Consider the following 21,439-nt stretch of genomic DNA (forward strand, 5'->3'; position numbering starts at 1 on the left):
CTTGATAGGCCCTGCTGTGGGGCAAGAACTAGGAGCGACCGGGAGAGAGCACCATGCGACTGTCACAGATGTTGTTTGTCACCCTGCGGGAAAACCCGGCAGATGCCGAGATCCCCAGCCATAAGCTCCTGGTTCGCGCTGGTTACATCCGCCGCGTTGGCAGCGGTCTCTACGCCTACTTGCCCTTGATGTGGCGAGTCCTAAACAAAGTGTCCCAGGTCGTGCGCTCGGAGATGAATGCTGCCGGGGCTCAAGAATGCCTGCTGCCGCAACTTCAACCCTCGGAGCTGTGGAAGGAGTCCGGACGTTGGGACACCTACACGGCAGAAGGCATTATGTTCGCGCTAGAAGACCGCCAGGGGCGTGAAGTCTGCCTCGGCCCGACTCATGAAGAAGTAATCACGGCAATCGCGCGGGACATGGTCCGCTCCTACCGCCAGCTGCCGCTGAATCTCTATCAGCTTCAGTCCAAGTTTAGAGATGAGATCCGGCCTCGCTTTGGCCTGATGCGCGGGCGGGAGTTCATCATGAAAGATGCTTACTCGTTCGATGCCGACGAGGCAGGTCTCAGGAAAAGTTATCAGGCGATGTATACCGCCTACTGCAATATCTTTCAGCGCTGCGGGCTAAAGTATCGGGCTGTGGAGGCCGATGCCGGGGCGATCGGCGGTGCTAAGAGTGCCTCTCAGGAGTTCATGATCCTGGCAGAAGCCGGCGAAGACGAGGTGCTCTACACCGATGATGGCCAGTATGCAGCCAATGTAGAAAAAGCCGTCTCGCTGCCCCCCAAAGCGGCGCCCTCTCCTTTTAAGGAGTTCAAGAAGCTTGCCTGCCCAGATACACCCACGGTTGACCGCATGTGCACCTTCCTGGGTTGCGAGGCGACCAACATCGTCAAGAACGTTTTGTATCAGGCTGTTTACGACAATGGCACGATGGTTGCCGTCCTCGTCAGTATTCGCGGCGATCAGGATGTCAACGAGGTCAAGTTGCACAACGAACTGACCAACCTGGCAGCAGACTACCAGGCCAGCAAGGTGCTGAAGCTGGACGTAGCTGATTCTGAGAAGTGGGGGGTTGCGCCTCTCCCGTTGGGCTACATCGCACCGGACTTGCCTGATGCAGCGCTGGCTGGAGCCAAGGGGCTAGTGCCCAAGTTCTTGCGGCTAGCGGATAAGACCGCCACCGAAACCCAGGGTTTTTCCACCGGTGCTAACGAGACGGGCTATCACGTGGTCGGCGCCAATTGGGGGGCTCAATATCCAACCCCTGGACGCATCGTGGATGTGCGCAAAGCCCGTCCTGGAGACCGGGCCATCCATGATCCCAGCCAGACCTTGAAGAGTGCTCGGGGCATTGAGGTCGGGCACATCTTTCAATTAGGGGTCGAATTCTCGGTGCCGATGGGCGCAACCTTCACCGACGAAACTGGGGACGTCAAGCCCCTATTCATGGGCTGCTACGGGGTAGGCGTGTCCCGTGTGGCCCAAGCAGCAGTCGAGCAGTCTTATGATGCCAACGGCATTATTTGGCCAGTGGCGATTGCCCCTTACCAGGTGATCGTGGTGATTCCCAACCTCAAGGACACTGAGCAAGTCGAGGCTGCCACCCAGCTCTACCAGGACTTAAACGCTGCTGGGGTCGAAACTCTGCTCGATGATCGCGAAGAGCGGGCCGGGGTCAAATTCAAAGATGCCGATCTGATTGGTATTCCCTTCCGGGTCGTGACTGGGCGCTCACTGAAACAGGGCAAGGTAGAAGTTGTCAAACGGGCAACAGCTGAGTCAACAGAATTGCCCCTGACTGAAGTTGTGGCAACACTCCAGAGCTGGATCGGTGACGCGATTGCGCAGGCATAGACGCAATGACCCAGATATGACCAGACATGACCCAGATATCACTCACAGATATCACTCAGACAGATAGACATCCAACGAATCGGTGCCGAAAGGAAACTAGATGGAGTTGATTGCTCTCATTCTCTCAGGGCTATTCAGCCTCGCGGGTAGTGGCGGCCTCGTGGCAGAACGCCTCAGCCAGAGTTTGCTGCGCGATCAAATTCAAAGCGCAGACAAGCTAGAAGTGCGCATCGACAACAGGCCAAATTACCAAATTTTGCAGGGCCACGTTGACCGGCTGCGCGTGGCAGGGCGAGGAGTGGTGCTGCGTCCGACCCGTCGGGATAATGGGGCAACTCTGCGGCTGCAAGCGGTGGATCTAGAAACTGACCCCATCGACTTGAACCCTAGTAGCTTGCAGTTGCGTCGGCCTCTAGGTGCAGCAGTGCGGTTGGTGTTGCGAGCGGAAGATCTCAACCAGGCATTGCAATCACCCGCCGCCCAATGCCAATTGCAGCGGCTAGGCCGAGGCTTAGGGCCTGGATATACGCTGAGCGAACCTCAGGTTGAGTTCTTGAGTAATGGCCGTATTCGCCTGCGGGGCAGTTTACGACGTGGCAACCAGGACCCTAACGCTCTGACCGCAGTCTTTGAAGCCGCCCCTCAAGTGCAGCAGGGAGCTCGGCTGCTGCTCAACCAGCCCAGCCTGACCCTCAATGGGCAGCCTGTTCCCTTAGCTTTCTACCAACGCTTGTTGGACGGCTTGAGCCAAGAGTATGACCTGCGACGGTTCCAGAGCCAAGGGATCACCGCTAGAGTTCTGCAACTCAACAGCACGCCTGGAGAGCTAGAACTAGTCGCCTATGTACGCACAAATCAACTTCCTGCAAGGTCAGGGCGGCGGTCTCGACGGGTGGTTGGAGAAACGGAACGGCCCTGAGTGCTCTAATCAAAGGCGCTAATTCAAGAACTGAGCCCAAGCCGCATCTCGAAAAAAGCTTGAGCCCAAAAACTTGAATTATTAACTAGCGTAGAGTCAGAGTCTTAGAGGGGGCAGGGGAGCTGGCGAGAGCTTGTTGTTCTAGGAGTTGTTGCTCCAAAGAGTGGATATCAGCACTGATCCCAGAGAGTTTGAATTGCAGGCCAGCGCGCATCTCCCGCAGAAACTTGAGCTTGCGCTCTAGCAGGGCTGCGCGAGATTCGGCTTCAGGTGCGTTGTAGTCTCTGAAGATATAAGGAATCATGTTGTGCCTCAGCAGAATCAAAGTCTTTAACCGCCAATAACCTCACACCTCAAGGTCACTTAAGGTTTGATTCTGATCAGACTACCGTGGGTATTCAAATTTCGGTTCCATCCGGAGGCTCATTTTTGCAAGCAACCGTTCTGCAAACGACCGTAGCTTTAAGCCACTAGCCCTTCTATACAATTTTTTATGAAGATAATTTACAGAAGGGCTAGCAGCTATTCCTCAAGACAACGCTCTTTGGATAGGGCACTTTTCATGTGTTTCTTCACTGTGTTTAGGCTGATGTATAGCTCCTCCGCAATCTGTCTATAGGTTTTGCCTGCCTTTGCTTGAGACCAGACTTCTGCTTCACGGGGAGTGAAGCCATAGTCTGGTCGGACAGCCCGAATAACCTCAGCATCAAGCGGAACGCTACTTTCTAGAATGACTAGAACGTGTTGCCCTTTGTGACCTTGAGTCGGGTTTTGAGAATGGGCTGAAGCGACTTCAAGCCAGCGCGCTGTGATACGGACAGTAACTTTTTGGTCTGGAGAAATGCTGTAATCGACAATGACTCGCTTGCCAGGAGAGTCCGCCTGAGCCCGAATCAAGCATTCACAGGCATACCACACGAGCTTGGGAATTGAGGGCGTATGGGGATCATTAGAAGCCAGTTGCTGGCAGATGTTATGGGCCTGACGATTGCTGTAAACCAGATGGTTATCTGGCGTAATGATTAAAACTCCATGGCCAAATTCTTCGAGAATTGCCTGATAGAGCAATTGGTCTAAATCCATAGAAGTGATGACCCTTCGGCAGAGGTAGTTTTATGAATTCGCGATCTACTAACAGACGCAGATATTCCGGAACGACCAGCCCACTAAAGAAGAAAGAGGAGAGCAGCGAAGCTGTTTGCCTTATAGACGAGTAGCTTCGATACAGTACGGATATGGGGACACGAGAGAAGCAACTCTGAGATTGCTAAGCCCTCGGCTCAAGCAAGGCATCAAACAATAAAAATGTGGGGCGTGTTAGAGCTTCATGTATTAGGCTTCCGGCGATCCAAATCACAATCCGGAAGATTTTCGCAAGCTTAAAAAGCATTAACGCTCTTACAAAGCTAGTCTCTGTATTTAATTCTGTGAACTCAGCTTCTAGCGTTCATGAGCACTGGACTAGTTGCTCACTGCTCTAGCAGAGCTTGACTCTAAAGTAAACAAATAGACATCTGTGACTAAGACTACCTTTCGTAGTGCGATTCAATACATTCCTCTTCAATCTAAATCGAACTACTTCACTATCCGGTAGGTTTCTACTCGTTCAGGTGTTTTCAATGACGCTTACTCTGTGATCTGCGCCACTTCATTGACTTCTATTGTCCAGAAAGTTGTCGTCAACACTTAAGCTTGTATCGACAGTGAGAGAACTAACAAGGCACCTAAAGCATTAAACTCCTAACCAGATCAAGCAATGGATTGTCCTCACTCAGTCGAGTGATTTTAGAGGTGTACTGCAAAAATATAAATACAGACTAGTTAGCGTTACCACTCATCCTTTTGATATTGACCAACTTTTGCTAATGGTTGACAAGCAGCTACAGTCACTCATTCCAAACTGGTACAAGTATTCGCGTGCAATGAGCGGTTTATGGACGAGAGTAAGTAGAGTAGTAGGTGCAAGGCCACAACATAGAATTGCTGTAGACACTCCTCAATAAGCAAGGATATATTTACGAAGACAAAGGCTAGGGTATGCTAGTTGCCCAGAGAGAATAGAGTTTAGCCAATACAACCTAATACATAAATTAGTGTCTGGGAATACATCGGGATTGCCCAAATTGCACAGCCCAGAAAATAAAGCAGAAAAAGGGTACCCAGCAAGGGTACTGCCGGATAGGACTGCTACCCGATCAACGCTGAGGTTCTCAACTTGTCGGTTCTGCACAAAATTTACAACTGCTATTGCACCTAGCTCTTGCCACAGGCTTTTGCCGGAGGCTGTCCAACTCACCGTGCCCGTGGTTCCAGCCAGGACAGCATTGAAGTTCTTGCATCAGGCTGCTCAGAGCTTGATCCAGTCAGTCGGTCAGCCTCCCAGGAGCAGTCCTTAGCAGGCCTGCAATTGCGAGTCCACCATCGTGGGCACCTTTTGCCAAACCCGACCGTCGAGCGCCATCTGCTCGATACGACTGGCGAGGCGCAGAGCTTTGAGCGCTTGTTCGCCACCCACTGAGGGCTGTTCGCCGCCACGCACACAGTTAACAAAGTGCTCAAGCTCTGCGTGCAGGGGCTCAATGTTACTGGTGTAGACCTTTTCGATTAACCCATCCTGACGGTAGAGAACTTGACCGTAATCTGTTGTGGAATTAGCAATAGTCTGGCGGTGGATCAGAATTTCGTTGTTGAGAAAATCTGCCTCAGTCAGTGAGTTCTTGCAGTGGGCGGCAATCCGACGCAGTTTGCGATGAGTGACCTTGCTGGCCGTCAAGGTGGCAACTACGCCATTGACGAACACAAAGGTCGCAGTCACGTAGTCCAGGTAGCCCGAATCAGAAGCGCGGCTGCCACTGGCGGTCAGGCTGCTAACGCTCACGGGTACCAGTTCCAACAACAGATCGATGTCATGGATCATCAAGTCGAACACTACCGAGACATCGTTGGCCCGGTGGGAGTAGGGGCTCATGCGGTGCGCTTCCAGAGCCAGCAGTTCTTCGTGCTTGAGCACTTTGCTCAGCTCGGCAAAGGCTGGGTTAAATCGCTCGATGTGGCCGACTTGAAGAATACGGTTGCACTCAGCCGCCGCGTTAACCAGGGATTCAGCCTCATTGAGGGTCGCCGCAATCGGCTTCTCAATCAGGACATGTACCCCTGCCTGGAGACAGGTCATGCCTACGTCGTAATGCAAGCGGGTGGGAACCGCAATGCAAACGGCATCTACATGGGCTAACAGGTCGTGGTAGTCCTCAAAAAAACGGACCCGGTACTTACTCGCAGTATCCAGGCCCCGCTCCACGTTGACGTCTGAAATTCCCACCAGTTCGACATCTTTAAGAAGGCTGAGCACCCGCGCATGGTGCTGCCCCATATTGCCAACTCCGATCACTCCAATCCGAATCGGCTCAACCTGAGCACGAGACATGAAGGCGTTCATACTTCTCACACCATGAACTTTTAATGCGCACACTTCAAAAGACTACCGCAAATCCCTGTTGACGGCGGGTAGGAGCCTTTGGAGGTCGTCAAGGCTACAGGACGTGCCCAGGCATGGCAGCAAGAAACGGACATAGGTTGTGACTCTGGGGTTGTGACTCTGGACTGCGCTGCTGTACCCAACCTGACGTCAGGGAAAGACGATTCGTGCCCAAAGGGGCCTAGATGTCTTAAGCTAACGGTCTGTGTGTTGCCCTTTGGAGCCCGCCATGTTTGACCTAGGGTTTGACCTGAGCACTGCCCGTGCCGAGTTACTGGATTTAGTTGTGACACGGGCCTATCGGGAAGGTGATTTCACCCTGTCCTCTGGACAAAAGAGCAGCTACTACGTCAATTGCAAAGAAGTCACCCTTCACCCACAGGGGGCACTGCGCACAGGGCAGGTGTTGCGCTCAATGTTAAAACCAGAAGCGGAAGCAGTAGCGGGTTTAACCTTAGGTGCTGATCCAATCGTGACTGCGGTGAGTGTGGTTTCTGCCAGTTCTGAGCGACCAGTGAGCGCTCTGATCGTGCGCAAAGAGCCTAAAGGTCACGGCACCCAGGCTTGGATTGAAGGTCCGCAATTACCTCCCGGTACGCAAGTGGCTGTGCTGGAGGATGTAGTCACCACTGGCCAATCGGCGCTCAAAGCCGTAGAGCGTCTGCGAGCCGCAGGTTATCAGGTTCAGCAAGTCTTGACACTGCTAGACCGTCTACAGGGAGGGGCCGAACTCTACGCCGCGCAAGGTCTACAATTTGCTGCAGCCTTCACCATCAATGATTTGCAAGCACGGGTTCGGCAGCAAGCCGGTCAGCATTCATAAGTTGAGCAATAGTTGAGCAAGACTTGACACTCTTTTCTTGACACTCTTTTAAAGAGCACAAACTAATAAAGAGCACAAACTAAGAGCGCAGCACATCCGGTTGGGCTTATTCTCCCGCACGCTCCTTTTGCAAGGCAGCTCTGACTCTGTCATACTCGTTATCTAACTGCGGCTCCCGCTCAGCAGCACCCTCTAGCGACCCGGCGTAACCTATGACTTCCAGTTCCTCGCAAAGCTGGCATAGGGCTTGCGCTCCGAAATTGACACTAGCTGATTTCAGAGCATGGGCCGATTGATGCAGTCCGTCGGCATCCGCCTGGGCGATAGCAGCATGAATTGCCTCAAGTAACTTTGGTGTATGACTCAAATAAACCGCAATCAGCTCAGCCAGTAGGCCCGAGCCACGCTCGCGACCCGCTAACCAGGTCTCTCGTAACAGTCTGAGATCAATCGCTGGTGCTGTTACGACTGGCTCTATGTCTACGGCCGTTGATGCAGCTGCAAGGGGCAGGACAGTAGCCTGGGATTGGGTGAGAACTTGGGCCAGACCTTCGAGCCGAACCGGTTTACTGATGAAATCATCCATGCCGGCTTTCAAGCATTCCTTGCGGTCGTTCTCCATGGCGCTAGCAGTCATGGCAACGATGCGGGGACGGGAATCTGGCGGCCATTCCTGACAAATGCGACGGGTGGCTGTCAGGCCGTCCATTTCCGGCATGTACATATCCATCAGCACCAAGTCATAAGGTCGATCATGCAGCGCTTGCAGCACCTCTAGACCATTGGAGGCCAAGTCTGCCTCATAGCCTAAGCGTGCCAAGAGATGCATTGTGACCTTCTGATTAACGGCATTATCTTCAGCCAGCAAAATCCGTAGGGGAGCCCGCTCAGCCTGGGGTAATGATTGGGAGTTGACCTGGGTCTGACTAGCAGCAATCGCAGTAGACCAAGCTTTGATCGTGAACGAAAAGGTTGAGCCATGACCGAGTTGGCTCTCAACCCAAATCCGTCCTCCCATGCACTCGCTTAACCGCTTGCTGATCATCAAGCCCAGGCCGGTCCCGCCGTAGCGGTTGCTAATCGAAGCATCCACTTGGCTGAAGGACTTGAAGAGGCGGTCCATGCGCTCGGCAGGAATGCCAATGCCTGTATCCTGAACCGCAAAGCAGATCTCGTATTGAGTGGAGTCTGAGTCTCCTGCACTGGCTGCGGGCAAGGCTTGGGCACTCACTGAAATCACCACTTTGCCGCGCTCGGTGAACTTGATGGCATTTCCCAACAAATTCACCAAGATCTGGCGCAGGCGAGCGCTGTCCCCCACAATCGCAATGGGGGTCGAGGGAGCCAGCACAGCAGAAAGCGCCACTCCCTTGGCAGCCGCTTGCGGCGATAACAGAGCCAGGGCTCCTTCAACACAAGGGCGCAATTCAAAAGGCTGCTCTGCTAACTCCAAGCGCCCAGATTCAATTTTTGAAAAATCAAGAATGTCATTAATCAGGGCAAGCAGTGCATCACCACTACTGCGGATCGTCTCTACATAGTCTCGCTGTTGAGGCGTTAGTTCCGTTTCCAGCAGCAGGTCCGTTAAGCCGATTACGCCATTCATGGGCGTCCGAATCTCGTGGCTCATGGTTGCCAGGAACTCGCTCTCCGCTTGCAACAGCGCATCGGATCGGACCCGGTCAGATAGAATCACCGCCCCTGTCGTCAAACTGAACAAAACCAGAGGGGCAGCAATTGGCAGCCAGTAACCCGATACAAACAACAGCAAACCGAAGCTGCCCCAACCGCAACAGAGCCCCAGCCAGGTGAGCAGTTGTCGCCGCACCGGCCAGCGGGTCAGCAGAGCGCTCAAGCCCGGTCCCCCCAAAAGCAGCACTGGCAACAGCCAGAGATCGCTTGGCACTTGCAGAAAGTTTTGCCGTAGCAAATTATTGATCACCGCGGCGTGCAGATAGACACCGCTGGCAGGCGGCGTGGCATTGAAAGGGGTCGGCATCGAATCGATACCCACAGCCGTTACCCCGACCAGAACCATCTTGCCCTGAAAACGTTCGGCTGGAATTTTGCCGCGAATGACATCAATAAAGGAATACTGGGTCATTCGCTGCGCCGGACCCGGCCAATTCACCCACAGCTTGTGCTGGAGGTTGGGCATGGGAACTGGGTCTTGAATTAGCCCATAGGCCTGGGTTGCGACAATCGCTAGCGCCGGGATGCCCTGAACCGATGGCTCCACGCTCCGAGTCAGACCATCGCTGTCCTGCTGCTTGCGAATATGTCCCTCACCCAGTTCTGCCGCTTGTAGTTGGGGATTCGGCCGCAAGGGAGCGCCAATGTTGTCCCAGGCATGGGCCAGCACAACTTGACCTTGGCGTTCCATCGCTGTGGCTAATGCCGCATCTTCTGGGCTGGGCTCTGCCAGCAGCAAATCGAAGGCGACGACGCTAGGCTGCGCCTTGGCTAGAACGTTCAGCAGCTCGGTATAACGCTGACGGGGCCAGGGAAAATAACCCGCTTCGCGCAGGCTAGTCTCATCAATCGCCACCAACACAACCCGGTCATCCCAGGCGATCGGCCCGCGCAGGCGAAACAGGGCATTGTAGCTGAGCTGCTCCAAAGGTTGCCAGGCACCTAGCTTCAGCAGGGCAGCAACTGCCAGGGCGGTGAATCCTCCCGGTAGGATGCGCCAACCTAACTCACGGAACTGCCAGTTCATAGACTTGTTGTTTACCCAGTGGTGTAGTCACAACTGCCCGGACGCGCCGATCAGCAGGCAGAGGCAGCCTGACCTCGAACCGTCCATTCTGGTCAACGTCTTGGGGCACATCGGCAACGGTTAGCAAATTAACCGGGTCAACTTGACCAATGATGTGAGCGGTCTGAGGAGCTTCTGCCGTGAGCAGTTGCAAGGCTAGGCGCGTATCGTTCCGCAAGGGGACAGGGGGCGAGGGGGGTTCTCCAGGCACAATCGAACTTTGAAAGCCAGCAGTGACCGGCACCGATTGGCCCTGAGCCGCTGCGACCACGCTGCCTTCTAAGGTTGCGACCCCGGTTTTGCCACTGGGCTGCACACTAACGCCAAACACCGTTCCTCGGACCCCGCTTAAGCCAGCGGGGGTTAGAACCTCTAGTCTCGAATTTGGGTTGGTGAACGGGCGCAGCCGTAGCCGGGCTTGTCCAGTTGTGACCTGAAGCCGTGTAATCCGCCCACCAGAGGCTAACGCGGTGAGTTGCTGAACCTGTAGCCGAGTGCGCTCAGAAACATCAATTGAGCCGATGCCAGTGTCCACTGCTAACGTCGCACTGGATTGGTTGCCGGTCTCTAGTACATCACCGACCGCTTGCAGGCGAGTGCCAACTCCAGCTCTTTGCGTCGCCTGAGCTCGACGATAAGTGACATTGCCGACGGCCTGACGAACTTCCAGCCAGCGGTTGACGCGGACCTGCAAAGGCTGAGCCATTGTCTCGTGTGTGAGGCTGTACAGGCCCAATGCAGGAAGTAGAAGCCCCAGGGTCCAAAGTTTGTTCAGCCAATGTTTGTTCTGATGCCTTGCCTGGTGTTTCATCATCTGGCCGAGCGAACTGGTCTGTAAGCTACGCGGGCATCAAACCCACGGTCTCGTAGCTGGTGACTCAACGATTCTGCTGAGCCACGATTAGCGAAAGCACCTGCCTGGACATAGCGACCGAGCCGCGAGTTGGATAGAAAGGCGGTTGGGATGTACCGCTGAAGCCGGTCAAGGATCTGAGAGTTGCCTGGCACTACAACAACGTAGGGAGTGTCCCGGGTTTGCCCCAAGAGGACGGTGCCTTGCCTCTGACTGGGAGGAGGATTGGAGATGGGGGGTGGCAGCTGAGCGAGGAGCGGTTGACCCAGCAGTTGACCCAGCATCAGAAGCGGTATCAGAGCTGTAAATGAATGCACAACCATAAGCGGTAGGAAGTAGGGGCTTTGCCACTGCGTTGGCACTGAGCCAAGAGTTCCCCAATTGTGAGTTGATGTAGGGTTTATCCAGGTTCAGCTATTAGATCTGTTCAGTGGTCTTCTAGAGACCAGGTTTAAACAGGTCAATCATGACCGCAAGACCAGCAAGGCTCGTTCGCAGTGTGCTTCATGATAGCGCTGGCCAGTCTGGAACTCTATAGAAGTTTGTCTTGCCCAATTGCAAGATTTTAAAACTCAGCTGAGCAGATCAGCGCGCTCTTGATCAGCGTAAGGCAAATAGCTGAGTAGGCAAGATCAATAGCTGAGTCGCTAACGCGTGATGAGCACAGAGCAGCAAAAAGATTGCAACATTACACACAGTGCTTTTGAGTTGCATCGTTTGATTTCTGGATAACTTGTACGCAGCGAAATTTCTGATTTTCTAGATAGCCTGCGGCATAGCTATTGGTGATTCTTTGAGCTCCTGAATCTCGCTCTCTAGTACAGCTCATATTTCATTAACTGGCAGGGCAAAGAGCCGTTGTACACTGCAAATCGCTGTGATGATTTCAGCCCAATCGATTGAGATAGTTCCTTGTTGCCACTCAGCACAAAAGCAGTCCAGCCCTTGAAGCGTTGTTTCAGAACGTCGCCTAAAAGTTTGTAGAATCCCGCCAGGTTGCTATCTCGTCCCAACCGTTCCCCATAAGGTGGATTGCAGAACAGAACGCCGCTGTTTGCAGGGGCTACAACTTCGGCAAGGTCTATCTGTGAGAACCAGACGTGATCTGAGACCCCGCACTTTTCGGCATTGGTGATCGCCTGATCGATTACGGCTTCATCACCGTCACTTCCCCAAATGGGCGCGGGAAGGGTATCTCGTTGGTTGGCCTCCGCTTCTTGGATTAGTTGTTCTAAAAGGGACGAGTCAAAGCCGGGCCAAGTTTCAAATCCAAAGCGCTCTCGAAACAGTCCTGGTGCGATGTTAAGTGCCTTTAAGCTGGCCTCTAGAGGTAAGGTACCAGAACCACAGAGCGGATCGTAAAACATCTGCTCTGGTTGCCAACCCGAAAGTTGGATGAGAGCAGCCGCTAAAGACTCTTTCAGAGGAGCTGCACCAACAGCAGGACGGTAGCCTCGACGGTGCAAACTGTTGCCAGAACTGTCGAGGCTGACGGTACAAAGATCGCGATCAATATGAACATTGATCTGCACGTCTGGTTCTTGAGTCTCTACATCTGAACGCTCGCCAAAGTTTTCCTGCTGCTGGTCAACAATTGCATTTTTGACTTGGAGCGCTGTGAAATGAGTGTGGTTGAGCTGCTCATTTTTGCCGGTGGCATTCACTGCCAAGGTTAGGTCTGGTGTCAGGTATTTTGACCAATCAAGGGTCTGGATACCGCGATAGAGATCCTTGGCATCGTGGCAAGGAAACTCGTGCAGCTTCATTAGAATTCGGAACGGCAGCCTAGCCCACAAGTTGACGCGATAGAGCAGGGTGAGATCACCCTCAAAGGCAGCTCCACAAAAGCCTGGTTCTACAGAATGAGCGCCCAGTTGCTCTAATTCCTGAGCCGCGAGCGCTTCTAATCCCCGAGCAACCGTTGCAAAATACTGACCCATATCTGAAGTGTACTGTCCTCGGTGAGTGATGAATCGGCATAAAGGTGCAGTTGAGTGGATCTAAGCCAGCTTCGCATCTGCGTTAGGGGCATTCGGCAGTTCGCTCAGCCGAATTTCTAGATATGAAGTACATATAGCGTTATTTATTCTAAATAGCCAACCAAATATAGTTTTCAAGCTCAGATTTAGCTTGTTGGCAAAAGATAGGACTGCAAGTTTTTACGCTTCAATAGCTGCCGTCATCCTTAACTTCCCAATGCAAAAGCCTGGGTAGTTGTGTTACATCCAAGGCATAATTTCCAGTCCACAGGACAATCTCTAACAACAGTAGATTTTGAATCCAGGGCAACTCATCACCGAGATTCAGCCAGGTTAAGCCCTCATATAGCTGCCAAACGCGGTAAGGCAGGTATATGTATGGCACCATGACGAACACGACGGAGCGAAACTGACGAAGCGATAGACTTTCGCAGAGAATTTGCAGCACCAGCAGCACGAAGTACGACACCAGCACCAGCGCTACGCTGGAATAGCCTTGCCAAATGCTCCAAACAAGCCCCACTAGTGGCAATCCTATTCCCCCAATTTGCATAGTCAAGAACCAGACTTTGAACCAGTCTGGTAAGGGTTGCGGCAGGTCATAAGGTTTGGCATTTCTCCAGGTCCAACCTACTACTACTAGAAATAACGTAGCAGTCACAACAAAAAGGATGTTTTCGTAGAGAAGATTGAGAGGCATTGTACAGGAGAATGAATTTTCTCCTCATTCTACATATTTTGCAGCGATGGGAATGATCGCTGTACCCTTTCAGCCGAGTTTTCGGATGTGCAGCACGTATAATGCTTTTATTCTAAAAACCAACCAAATACAGTTTCCAAGTTCAGATTTAGCTCGTTGGCAAAGGAAGGAACTGGAAGTTTTTGCCCTGGCTCGTCAAATACTTCTGGTTGCTGCTTGGGAAGATAAACGAACACAGTTTGCTCATTTGGATCAATCAGCCAACCCATCTGAGTTCCATAGTTGAGACAGTGCAAGATATTCTTAGTTACTTTTGTTTGACTCTGGTCGAGTGACAAAATCTCGATGGTCCAGTCAGGAGTAATTAAAAAGGTATTGGCAATCTCGCCGTTGGTATCCCGTGGAATTCTAGCCCAAGTAAACACAGATATATCTGGAACGGTTGATCGTCCGCCAAAAGTGCAACGCAGCCCTGAAAATGCCCGTGCAATCTGTTTAGGTTTAAGGATTACATTAATGGCAGTAGAGAACTCAGTCCGAATTGTGCTGTGCTTACCCATTCACTTTATGGTGGTAGCCACGTGCAGATGAGCGTAGCAAAGCCTTGTTGCCTAAGCAAGTTCTTTCGCTCGTAGTGACTGCCTAGTTAGGGTACTTCTTATTCTTCTTGAGCTGTACTTGATCAACTGCTTTGCTGCTCTTCCGGCAAGGCTTGGGGCAAAGCTGGAAGCAATAATTCCTTCCAGCTGATAGCTGGGAGTGGAACCTCAGCCATACGAAGCTCGAAATCCAAAAGTGATGTCCGACCAGGCAGATTCTCCACCGCTTCGGAGACGAGTTCGCGGGCCTGCTCCTCATGTCCCTCACGGCGGTGCATCTCCGCAGAGAAGAGAGTTAACGCCACTTCCAACGTAGCCCCCACTTCCAATCCGTTTTTGGTGTAGCGCTGCTTGAAGTAGTCGCAACGCAACGTCTCAAACTCTTCAAGCGTCCACTCCGGCTTGTTATCTCTGAGCACGTGGAACAGCATACTCTCGATAGAGGGGGAAGCGAAGTCCCCAATATACTTGTCGAAAAATTGTTTGTAGTCGGGTTGATGATACGTAGGTGAAAAGTAGTGATGAAAGAGAAAATAGAGGGTTAGCAGAGGTAGGCGCTGCTCAGCTCTGGCAAGACTTGGCACCAACGTTTCGACTTTCTTGACTAAGGGTCGAACGTCAATAGGCACTACTGTGGTGAAAGGTTTACTGGTCAGGGTAGGGGTGACCTCTTGTAAAAAGCCGCCGAGATAACGACGTGCACTTTTATGGTCGTAGCTCGAACTCCGATTACCCCAGACCGTGAATGCCAGCGGCGCCCGAAAAGTGTTGGGCAGCTCTTTACGATAGTCAAGCGTTTCGCGCTCGCATTTTGGCGCACGAGCAACGAACTCACTGATGATGTGTCGTGCGATGCGGGCTAGGCCGTGAAACGTAAGAGTCGGCTTGCCCTCGACCCGAACGGTATCGACCTTTGATGGAACACCTGTGATATAACGTGGCAGTTCCAGAAGCCTATGCACATATTTGGAGCGGAACACGTAAGCCTGCTCTAAGGCTTTGGGCAAGTCACTACGGCGCACAGGTGAGGGCTCTCCAACAGCCTCTTCGCGAAAGAACGAAGGACTCAAATGCTCCAATGCGAACTCGCGATACCGCCTTGCTAATGCGAGATGTTCATGGGCGAGTAACACGTTGCGAACGTCTGCAGCGACGTCGGTACTAGCTCTGTCGAGTACTCTGTCAAGCGCAACACGTTTGCGCTGCTCGAAATCCTCCCAGGTCGGAGTGAAAGCGTCGAAGTCTTGACCGAGCGACTCAATGGAGGCCACGAGCAGCGCATAAGCAAGGTCTAAATCGTCAGCGATGCGATGTAAGCCATTAACATAACGGCGCACAGCGCGCATGACTGCTTTATAGGTGTGGCGATCCAGACTGACAAGGTCGCTGACGAACTTCAGCAAGCGTGCTCCGTCACTGTCTTGAGGCTCAATACGTGGCTCGAAGACACGAGCGACGTACATCTTGGGTGGATGTGGCACTCCTAAAGCGGCGTGTTGATCACGCGTTAATCGGCGTGTCCGCTCAAGATCGGACGTACAAGTGATGTTTAGGGCAAACGCAGCGACAGCGGCGAAATCTTGAACCAAGTAGTCAGCACCAACGCTGATCAAAAACTCTTGGTGCCATCAGGGCGAATCGCTTCCAGTTTCTCCTCTACCTCATAAAGCCACGGAAATACTTCGCCGGAAGGCTGCAAGATAGTTGTTGACATCAATGACCCAGCAGACGTCTCAAATGATGTCGGTAAGAGCGTTCCTCCATCAGACGTTTCAACCATGTGTTGTGACGGCGCATAGTTTCTATAGAGAACTGCACGATGACGCGTCACGTGGAGATTGTTGCTCGTGAAAAACTTGCCGGTGATGATCTGGAGCATAATACGCTTTAGTCGGATTGCACGACTTCTGGCTACCCGCTCAGAAAAGCGCTTCGCCTTCTTGTAAACGTCCCGTGCCCGTGCAGCAAACACAGCACTACAACAATGTACCCAATTTGAATTCTCCGTATATTACCCTCAGTAAAGTGGATGGGTTAAAGGTTTCAGCATATCTCTAGGCGAAAGGCTAGGAGTGTAAAGAGACAGCTTTCTTCTACCTGTTAAGGAAGCGGCAAGCTAGACGGCAACCCCTAGTAAAAAGAACCATAATCGAGCAGGCTTCTCTAAAAAGGTGCATACCGGTAGGAGCCTGCTAGTTTCAGGGCTACGGGAGCACGGATAGAACAGCTACTTTGCAGTCACAACGACTGGACTAACTGACGTAGGGACAGAAGGAGTTGACGTTACTTCCACACTTGCTGTCGTAAGGACACAAACTTATGTCCTTACTCCCGAACTTGTTGACGTTACTCCCAAACTTGTTGTCCTTACTTACGAACTTGTGGAAGTAACGTCAGCGGAAATTTTAGTTGATCTTTAATTTTGTTTACCTTTGTCATGGAGATTAGGTCAGGCTCTTGCTCCACTCGCCTCAGAAAATCCACTGAACTCTGATGCAAGTTTTCATTTGCTCACAAATTACGCTTGCCAAACCCTGAGCTTTGCCCTATTGTTTCTGTTCAGTCCAGTCTTGAAGCGCCGCCGAGGGTTGTTAGCGTCAACCCTGGGCGACTGACCTCTAGGTTGGTGTTTGCCAACCCAAAGGCTACGACGGAGTTTAGCACTGCGTCGCGGTTCACCCCATTCAAGCGGGTCAGGTGGGGACCTAAGAGAGGGAGCGAAGGGGCAATCTTCACTGGTTGCCCCTCAAAACCTATTGAGGATTTCCCTCCATGACTCAACTGTCTACTCCCGCATTTAGCGACAGCGATCTAAATATTCTGAAGGTCTTAATGCAGCGCTATAGCCTGTCTACCCTCGTCGCGGCTCTGAGTCGGATTTGCTTCTGGCAAGCAGAGCAAGCCGCAAGCCAACAACAAAACCGAGAAACCATCCGCGAATGGCGCGAGGATGCCAGCATCTTGAACAAAACCGTCGTTCAGCTCAATCACTAACCACAGAAACTACAACAAGCCCCCCAACCTCCGATCATGAGCTTCGCTCAGAACAATCGGGAGCCAGGGGGCTAGATCCACAACTTAAACCAGGACTTTAGAGAACCAGAATTTTAGAGCAACTGCAAGTTCGAGAAATTGAACTCCGTGGTGCTCTGGTTGCCCTTCTCATTCACATTGATAATTTGCTGCTTCATCAAGTAGTACTCGCCCACCTTCTCGTAGGCTTCCTCAAACTTCATCTGGCGGACAATATCATGCGTTTTCGGATTGCGGAAAACAGCCGTATATTCCTTAGAAATATAGCCTTCGCCCGTATCCTGAGACGCCAGGTGATTGATCACGAAAGCCATCGGCCCCATGACCCGACTCACCATCGAAATCTCCTTGCCCCGAACCTTATAGTTAGAGCCCATCGCATCACCCGACACCAGAATCTCAACCGCTCCAGTATTGTCGGTCTCGCCTAGATTAAAGCTGTTCTTGCCATGCGCCACATCAAAGACATTGCGCTTACGGTGCGTGACAATATCGCGTAGTTGCGTGTAAACCGACTCCTGGACTTTCTCGTCCTCAAAGCCGCTCACTTCCACGCTGTAATTGGCGTTGATTTGCACCTGGCCCCGATACACCTCATCGCCCTGCTTAACTTCAATATCAGCGCGATAGCCAGGGAAATCTTGGTCCCAAGTGTAGCGATTTTCGTAGGCTGCGCGGAACAGCTCACGAGCACTTGTTGGTTCTGTGGTCTCTGTGGTCAGAGTTGACTCGGTCAAGGGGAGCTCTCCTGTTGCTGTCTTGCTTTTACTAGTTTACGAATTCTGGCTGGATAACCCGGTTTTTGAACCTCTCGCGCCAAGACCCGGAGCAGATGAGCCTTGCTCAGAGGTTGGCCTTCCCCCGCCGCTAGCAATGCCGCCTCATGCCCAAACCTGCGAATCATGCCCCCTGACAACGGCAGCTGGGCCAGAAATTGCACAAACTCCGGGTCGCAGATTACGGCCCCCCCCTGCTGCCAAAGTTGCTGTCTCTGTAGAAGCGTGGGTTGGGCAAAGCTGATCGTGTAGTTCATCGACTGCCGCCAAGCCAAGGACAGACTCGCCAACGAGTGCACACTAAAAATGACCAGTCCCGGACCCAAGCTCGCTGCCCAGTTTGCTCCCAGCGGCTCCGTCAAATCAACCAGCTTAGAATCTCCTTTCCACAACCGCACCACAGAACCAAGCGCAGGTCGCTGAAGATCGCTCAGCGTATGGCACACCACCAGCGGCAATTGCAGATCTGTGGCCAGAACACCTGCGGCCAAAGTCTTGCCCGTACCGCTTGGGCCAACAAACAACGCCAAAGTTGGACCTGGCTCGCCAAGCTTAAGGGCACCCCGGACCCGCAGACAAATTTCCCGCAACTGGTCTTGAGTGCTGGTTGCAACCACCAGTTGGCTCCAACTCAAGGTCGGTGGCGGATCCAGCAAGGTCTGACCCAGCAACAGATCAGCAGCGGTGCGACTCAAGCGCAACGGCGAAACCAACAGTGAACTAGCCTCGCCAACCTCTATTAGACCCTCACGCAGCAAAGGCGAGGCACCACTGAGCAAGGCCCGTCCCTGCCGCCACTCCTCCTCAGAGCGACAGAACAACCGCAAGGCCAGATCTACCAGCGGTTGAGCACAAGTTTCATTTTGGAGATAGCTATAGAGGCGTTCATAACGGCGACTAAACTCTGGCGCCAGACACAGCAACGCCAGATTCTTCTCAAACACACTCAGTTTCAGCCGGTCCCGCAACTCTGGCAGCGCCAAGGCAATACCACGGCTACGACTCAGGCTGATCCGCTTATCCAGTAGGGTTTGAAATGTTTCTGACTCAACTTTCTTAGGCGTAGACTTGCGCAGGGGCAAGCCCTCTAAGTTGGCTCCATCGCCGCCCCGCTCTGCTGCCTCTGGGACCAAGATTAGTCCCTGCCACCAATGACTGCTGACTTTATCGGCACGGCCACGGGCAACTCGATCTACATTGCCAGTTTCCTTGCGTTGCCGAGCCACAGCCGCCATTAAGAGCCTATCCAGCCAGCCCAGTTCGGCTTTGAGGTACGCCCAGTTGTCCGAAAACGGCTCAATCAAGTGTAAGAGAAGCTTATAGGAAGAAACAGAAACGAAGTTCTGACCTTATCCTAGCGCTCCGATCCCCGTAGCTTGAGTGACCAAAGGCACGACTACTCGCGGAGCTAATGATTACGCACTGCACCGATGACCTTTTCCAGCTCCCGCGCCCTAGCAATATCCTCTTCAACTAGATCCAAACCCTGATCGATTAGCTTTGGCAGCCCATCGTGCCGCAAGCTGTAGTAAGCATGATGCCCCTCCCGACGCACCTTAACCAATCCACTGTTCTTAAGCACAGAGAGTTGCTGAGAGACATAGGATTGGCTGAGTTCCAAGCTGGAGTGCAGCTCGGTTACGTCACGCTCAGCAGTTGCCAGCGCTTGCACAATCCGGATCCGGTTGGGGTGGGATAAGGCAGAAAACAGATCGGCCAGATTCTCAAGAACACGGCTCGGCATTTTTAAATCACTCCCTATCCTTCTTCGCGCAAACCAGTGGGTATTTTGAACCAGGTCTCTTCAGCTAGGTTTCCCAAGCTGCTTTGAACTAGCTAAGGTGAGCCGACGGTTGCAGTGTATCCTGTTTGTATTATATGAATATTCAGAGCTTTGCATATGGAATCCTGCCTTTTTTCAGCTTTTCTGCTGATTTCTTAGAATCTCAAGTTTTCTATAGGTTTTTCTCAGAAATGTATGATTTGGCCCCGCAAGATTGCTGCACCTTGCTGAGGCGGCAAACACTTTGGTCATTTTTAGCTAATCTTAATAAGGAGTCACACAAACGGTGGCGCAGGTCATGGGTCATGTCGGTGTTCTTTTACTTAACCTGGGTGGACCAGACAGCCTGAGGGATGTTCAACCCTTCCTGTACAACCTGTTTGCCGATCCGGAAATTATTCGTCTGCCAGTGCCCGCTTTGCAAAAGCCCCTGGCCTGGTTGATTTCCAATCTGCGTGCCCCGAAGTCGATTAAGAATTATGAGCTGATTGGCGGGGGTTCTCCCCTGCGCCGCATCACTGAGGAGCAAGCGGTTGCCCTGGAGATGGCTCTACAGCGACGTGGGCAGCCGGTTAAAACCTACATTGGCATGCGCTACTGGCATCCCTACACCGAGGAAGCCATGGCGCGGCTCAAGCGAGATGGGGTTGAGCAGGTGGTAATATTGCCTCTCTATCCGCAGTTCTCGATCAGCACCAGCGGTTCTAGCTTCAAGCTGTTGGAGCAACTTTGGGCCTCTGACTCGCAGCTCGCCAAGGTTGGGCACAGCGTTATTCGCTCCTGGTACGACCGGCCTGGCTACATCAACGTGATGGCGAAGATGATCGCCCGCGACTTGGCTAAGTTTCCGCAGCCCGAACGGGTTCAGATCTTTTTCAGCGCCCACGGCGTACCCCGCAGTTATGTAGAAGATGCTGGGGATCCCTATCAGCGAGAGATCGAAGCCTGTGTAGCTTTGATCATGCAAGCGCTGCGCCAGAACCATCAAGTTCAGAACCATCACACTCTGGCCTATCAAAGCCGGGTTGGCCCAATCGAATGGCTGCAACCCTACACCGAAGATGCCATTGAGGAACTTGGCAATCGGGGTGTGAAAGAGTTGCTAGTGGTGCCCATCAGCTTTATCTCTGAGCACATTGAGACCCTGCAGGAGATCGACCTGGAGTATCGCGAAGTCGCTGAGCACGCAGGCATCGAGAACTTCCAACGGGTCAGCGCACTGAACACTGAGCCTGACTTTATTGAGGACTTGGCCGACCTGGTGCTAGAGACGTTGCGCGAGCCGCCTCTAACCCTGGCAGCAGCGAATAAGGGTCCAGAGCAACCGGTGCTAGAGTACCACGATGCCTGGAATTGGGGCTTCACAGCAGGAGCGGAAACCTGGAATGGCCGGTTTGCCATGGTGGGTTTTGTTGCAACTGCGCTGGTGGAAGTCGCCACAGGCCAGGGGTTCCTTCACTTCCTCGGTTTGATGTAAAACTGCCCTGTCAAAGCTTAGGGTAGGCAAAGCTCCGAGCAAACAAGTTTCGAGCAAACGTAGTCAGGAGACAATGATGGCTAGCACACAGAACCAAGGCAAGAGTGGTAACGCGGACCAGATCGTAGACGTGAAAGCACAACCAGTTCAAATCGAACCACAAAAGGAAACCCAAAAGTCTGACAGAGGAGCTCTCCAGTTGCGCAGCTTGCCGGAATATGTCCGCATTGAGCGCCCCATAGCTTCCAATGATCTGGGTGATGACTCTAACCTGATGGGTTACCTCGATTAGGCTTCAGCCAAATACCTGAATAGAACTTGAGCAGAAGGTCACCTTAGGGTGGCCTTCTGACGTTTTGAGAAAGCACTTTGAGAGCATTTTGAGCGCGCACTTTGAAAAAGTGA

Annotated in this window: 20 protein-coding genes; 6 read left to right on the forward strand and 14 right to left on the reverse strand. The window is 52.6% G+C overall.

Annotated features, from left to right (window positions below):
* Window positions 1-53: 53 nt before the first annotated feature.
* Window positions 54-1,859 (forward strand): proline--tRNA ligase, encoded by a 1,806-nt coding sequence (locus H6F94_RS00720; protein ID WP_190800314.1) that lies wholly within the window; start codon window positions 54-56, stop codon window positions 1,857-1,859.
* 100 nt (window positions 1,860-1,959) lie between these two features.
* On the forward strand, window positions 1,960-2,778 hold the full coding sequence (locus H6F94_RS00725; RefSeq protein ID WP_190800315.1) for an LmeA family phospholipid-binding protein: 819 nt from the start codon (window positions 1,960-1,962) through the stop codon (window positions 2,776-2,778).
* Window positions 2,779-2,863: 85 nt separating this feature from the next.
* Here H6F94_RS00725 and H6F94_RS00730 read toward each other — a convergent pair whose 3' ends face one another.
* The 3 genes from H6F94_RS00730 to H6F94_RS00740 form a co-directional block, all read right to left on the reverse strand.
* Entirely contained in the window at window positions 2,864-3,082 is a 219-nt protein-coding gene (locus tag H6F94_RS00730; RefSeq protein WP_190800316.1) for a hypothetical protein, read from the reverse strand.
* A 218-nt stretch (window positions 3,083-3,300) separates the two neighbouring features.
* Window positions 3,301-3,861 (reverse strand): helix-turn-helix transcriptional regulator, encoded by a 561-nt coding sequence (locus H6F94_RS00735; protein WP_190800317.1) that lies wholly within the window; start codon window positions 3,859-3,861, stop codon window positions 3,301-3,303.
* Between the two features lie 1,309 nt (window positions 3,862-5,170).
* Window positions 5,171-6,214, reverse strand: a complete 1,044-nt coding sequence (locus H6F94_RS00740) for a Gfo/Idh/MocA family protein (protein WP_190800318.1) — start codon at window positions 6,212-6,214, stop codon at window positions 5,171-5,173.
* Between the two features lie 268 nt (window positions 6,215-6,482).
* On the opposite strand from H6F94_RS00740, the gene pyrE reads away from it, so the two are divergent.
* Window positions 6,483-7,076 carry an orotate phosphoribosyltransferase gene (pyrE, locus tag H6F94_RS00745; protein ID WP_190800319.1) on the forward strand — a complete coding sequence of 198 codons (594 nt, stop codon included), beginning with the start codon at window positions 6,483-6,485 and terminating at the stop codon, window positions 7,074-7,076.
* 106 nt (window positions 7,077-7,182) lie between these two features.
* Here pyrE and H6F94_RS00750 read toward each other — a convergent pair whose 3' ends face one another.
* The 8 genes from H6F94_RS00750 to H6F94_RS00785 form a co-directional block, all read right to left on the reverse strand.
* Window positions 7,183-9,795: a CHASE2 domain-containing protein gene (locus tag H6F94_RS00750; RefSeq protein WP_190800320.1), complete on the reverse strand. Its 2,613-nt coding sequence runs from the start codon at window positions 9,793-9,795 to the stop codon at window positions 7,183-7,185.
* Window positions 9,776-10,540, reverse strand: a complete 765-nt coding sequence (locus H6F94_RS00755) for a FecR family protein (RefSeq protein WP_190800321.1) — start codon at window positions 10,538-10,540, stop codon at window positions 9,776-9,778. Before H6F94_RS00755 ends, H6F94_RS00750 begins: the two co-directional genes overlap by 20 nt.
* Window positions 10,541-10,644: 104 nt before the next feature.
* The gene (locus H6F94_RS00760; protein WP_190800322.1) at window positions 10,645-11,010 is read right to left on the reverse strand and encodes an SPOR domain-containing protein; all 366 of its coding nucleotides are present in this window, start codon (window positions 11,008-11,010) and stop codon (window positions 10,645-10,647) included.
* Window positions 11,011-11,502: 492 nt separating this feature from the next.
* A complete protein-coding gene (locus tag H6F94_RS00765; RefSeq protein WP_190800323.1) occupies window positions 11,503-12,627 on the reverse strand; it encodes a THUMP domain-containing class I SAM-dependent RNA methyltransferase in 1,125 nt (374 codons plus the stop codon).
* Window positions 12,628-12,853: 226 nt separating this feature from the next.
* A complete protein-coding gene (locus H6F94_RS00770; RefSeq protein WP_190800324.1) occupies window positions 12,854-13,366 on the reverse strand; it encodes a hypothetical protein in 513 nt (170 codons plus the stop codon).
* Window positions 13,367-13,473: 107 nt separating this feature from the next.
* Window positions 13,474-13,926, reverse strand: coding sequence for a Uma2 family endonuclease (locus H6F94_RS00775; RefSeq protein ID WP_190800325.1), 453 nt, complete (start codon window positions 13,924-13,926; stop codon window positions 13,474-13,476).
* A 122-nt stretch (window positions 13,927-14,048) separates the two neighbouring features.
* The gene (locus tag H6F94_RS00780; protein ID WP_190800326.1) at window positions 14,049-15,428 is read right to left on the reverse strand and encodes a hypothetical protein; all 1,380 of its coding nucleotides are present in this window, start codon (window positions 15,426-15,428) and stop codon (window positions 14,049-14,051) included.
* Between the two features lie 146 nt (window positions 15,429-15,574).
* Window positions 15,575-15,844, reverse strand: coding sequence for a hypothetical protein (locus H6F94_RS00785; protein ID WP_190800327.1), 270 nt, complete (start codon window positions 15,842-15,844; stop codon window positions 15,575-15,577).
* A gap of 893 nt (window positions 15,845-16,737) precedes the next feature.
* On the opposite strand from H6F94_RS00785, the gene H6F94_RS00790 reads away from it, so the two are divergent.
* On the forward strand, window positions 16,738-16,959 hold the full coding sequence (locus H6F94_RS00790) for a hypothetical protein (protein WP_190800328.1): 222 nt from the start codon (window positions 16,738-16,740) through the stop codon (window positions 16,957-16,959).
* A gap of 113 nt (window positions 16,960-17,072) precedes the next feature.
* Here H6F94_RS00790 and H6F94_RS00795 read toward each other — a convergent pair whose 3' ends face one another.
* The 3 genes from H6F94_RS00795 to H6F94_RS00805 all read right to left on the reverse strand — a co-directional run bounded on the left by H6F94_RS00795 (window position 17,073) and on the right by H6F94_RS00805 (window position 19,518).
* The gene (locus H6F94_RS00795) at window positions 17,073-17,735 is read right to left on the reverse strand and encodes a DUF3386 domain-containing protein (RefSeq protein WP_242040916.1); all 663 of its coding nucleotides are present in this window, start codon (window positions 17,733-17,735) and stop codon (window positions 17,073-17,075) included.
* Entirely contained in the window at window positions 17,732-19,078 is a 1,347-nt protein-coding gene (locus H6F94_RS00800; protein WP_190800329.1) for an ATP-binding protein, read from the reverse strand. Before H6F94_RS00800 ends, H6F94_RS00795 begins: the two co-directional genes overlap by 4 nt.
* Window positions 19,079-19,182: 104 nt before the next feature.
* Window positions 19,183-19,518: an ArsR/SmtB family transcription factor gene (locus tag H6F94_RS00805; protein ID WP_190800330.1), complete on the reverse strand. Its 336-nt coding sequence runs from the start codon at window positions 19,516-19,518 to the stop codon at window positions 19,183-19,185.
* Window positions 19,519-19,843: 325 nt separating this feature from the next.
* Between H6F94_RS00805 and hemH the strand changes: the two genes are divergently transcribed.
* Together hemH and H6F94_RS00815 are read left to right on the forward strand one after the other, a co-directional pair.
* Complete coding sequence (hemH, locus tag H6F94_RS00810) at window positions 19,844-21,034, forward strand: ferrochelatase (RefSeq protein ID WP_524537845.1); 1,191 nt, start codon at window positions 19,844-19,846, stop codon at window positions 21,032-21,034.
* A 76-nt stretch (window positions 21,035-21,110) separates the two neighbouring features.
* Window positions 21,111-21,326 carry a hypothetical protein gene (locus H6F94_RS00815; protein WP_190800331.1) on the forward strand — a complete coding sequence of 72 codons (216 nt, stop codon included), beginning with the start codon at window positions 21,111-21,113 and terminating at the stop codon, window positions 21,324-21,326.
* Window positions 21,327-21,439 lie beyond the last annotated feature (113 nt).

Origin of the sequence: Leptolyngbya sp. FACHB-261, assembly GCF_014696065.1 — a bacterium.
Taxonomy (GTDB): domain Bacteria; phylum Cyanobacteriota; class Cyanobacteriia; order FACHB-261; family FACHB-261; genus FACHB-261.

Coding starts and splice junctions, on each gene's coding strand:
- H6F94_RS00740 (WP_190800318.1), bottom strand. CDS start 6,214: ATGAACGCCTTCATGTCTCGTGCTCAGGTTGAGCCGATTCGGATTGGA.
- H6F94_RS00750 (WP_190800320.1), bottom strand. CDS start 9,795: ATGAACTGGCAGTTCCGTGAGTTAGGTTGGCGCATCCTACCGGGAGGA.
- H6F94_RS00780 (WP_190800326.1), bottom strand. CDS start 15,428: ATGTACGTCGCTCGTGTCTTCGAGCCACGTATTGAGCCTCAAGACAGT.
- H6F94_RS00730 (WP_190800316.1), bottom strand. CDS start 3,082: ATGATTCCTTATATCTTCAGAGACTACAACGCACCTGAAGCCGAATCT.
- H6F94_RS00815 (WP_190800331.1), top strand. CDS start 21,111: ATGGCTAGCACACAGAACCAAGGCAAGAGTGGTAACGCGGACCAGATC.
- pyrE (WP_190800319.1), top strand. CDS start 6,483: ATGTTTGACCTAGGGTTTGACCTGAGCACTGCCCGTGCCGAGTTACTG.
- H6F94_RS00805 (WP_190800330.1), bottom strand. CDS start 19,518: ATGCCGAGCCGTGTTCTTGAGAATCTGGCCGATCTGTTTTCTGCCTTA.
- H6F94_RS00765 (WP_190800323.1), bottom strand. CDS start 12,627: ATGGGTCAGTATTTTGCAACGGTTGCTCGGGGATTAGAAGCGCTCGCG.
- H6F94_RS00735 (WP_190800317.1), bottom strand. CDS start 3,861: ATGGATTTAGACCAATTGCTCTATCAGGCAATTCTCGAAGAATTTGGC.
- H6F94_RS00720 (WP_190800314.1), top strand. CDS start 54: ATGCGACTGTCACAGATGTTGTTTGTCACCCTGCGGGAAAACCCGGCA.
- H6F94_RS00755 (WP_190800321.1), bottom strand. CDS start 10,540: ATGGCTCAGCCTTTGCAGGTCCGCGTCAACCGCTGGCTGGAAGTTCGT.
- H6F94_RS00760 (WP_190800322.1), bottom strand. CDS start 11,010: ATGGTTGTGCATTCATTTACAGCTCTGATACCGCTTCTGATGCTGGGT.
- H6F94_RS00725 (WP_190800315.1), top strand. CDS start 1,960: ATGGAGTTGATTGCTCTCATTCTCTCAGGGCTATTCAGCCTCGCGGGT.
- H6F94_RS00775 (WP_190800325.1), bottom strand. CDS start 13,926: ATGGGTAAGCACAGCACAATTCGGACTGAGTTCTCTACTGCCATTAAT.
- H6F94_RS00770 (WP_190800324.1), bottom strand. CDS start 13,366: ATGCCTCTCAATCTTCTCTACGAAAACATCCTTTTTGTTGTGACTGCT.
- H6F94_RS00785 (WP_190800327.1), bottom strand. CDS start 15,844: ATGCTCCAGATCATCACCGGCAAGTTTTTCACGAGCAACAATCTCCAC.
- H6F94_RS00790 (WP_190800328.1), top strand. CDS start 16,738: ATGACTCAACTGTCTACTCCCGCATTTAGCGACAGCGATCTAAATATT.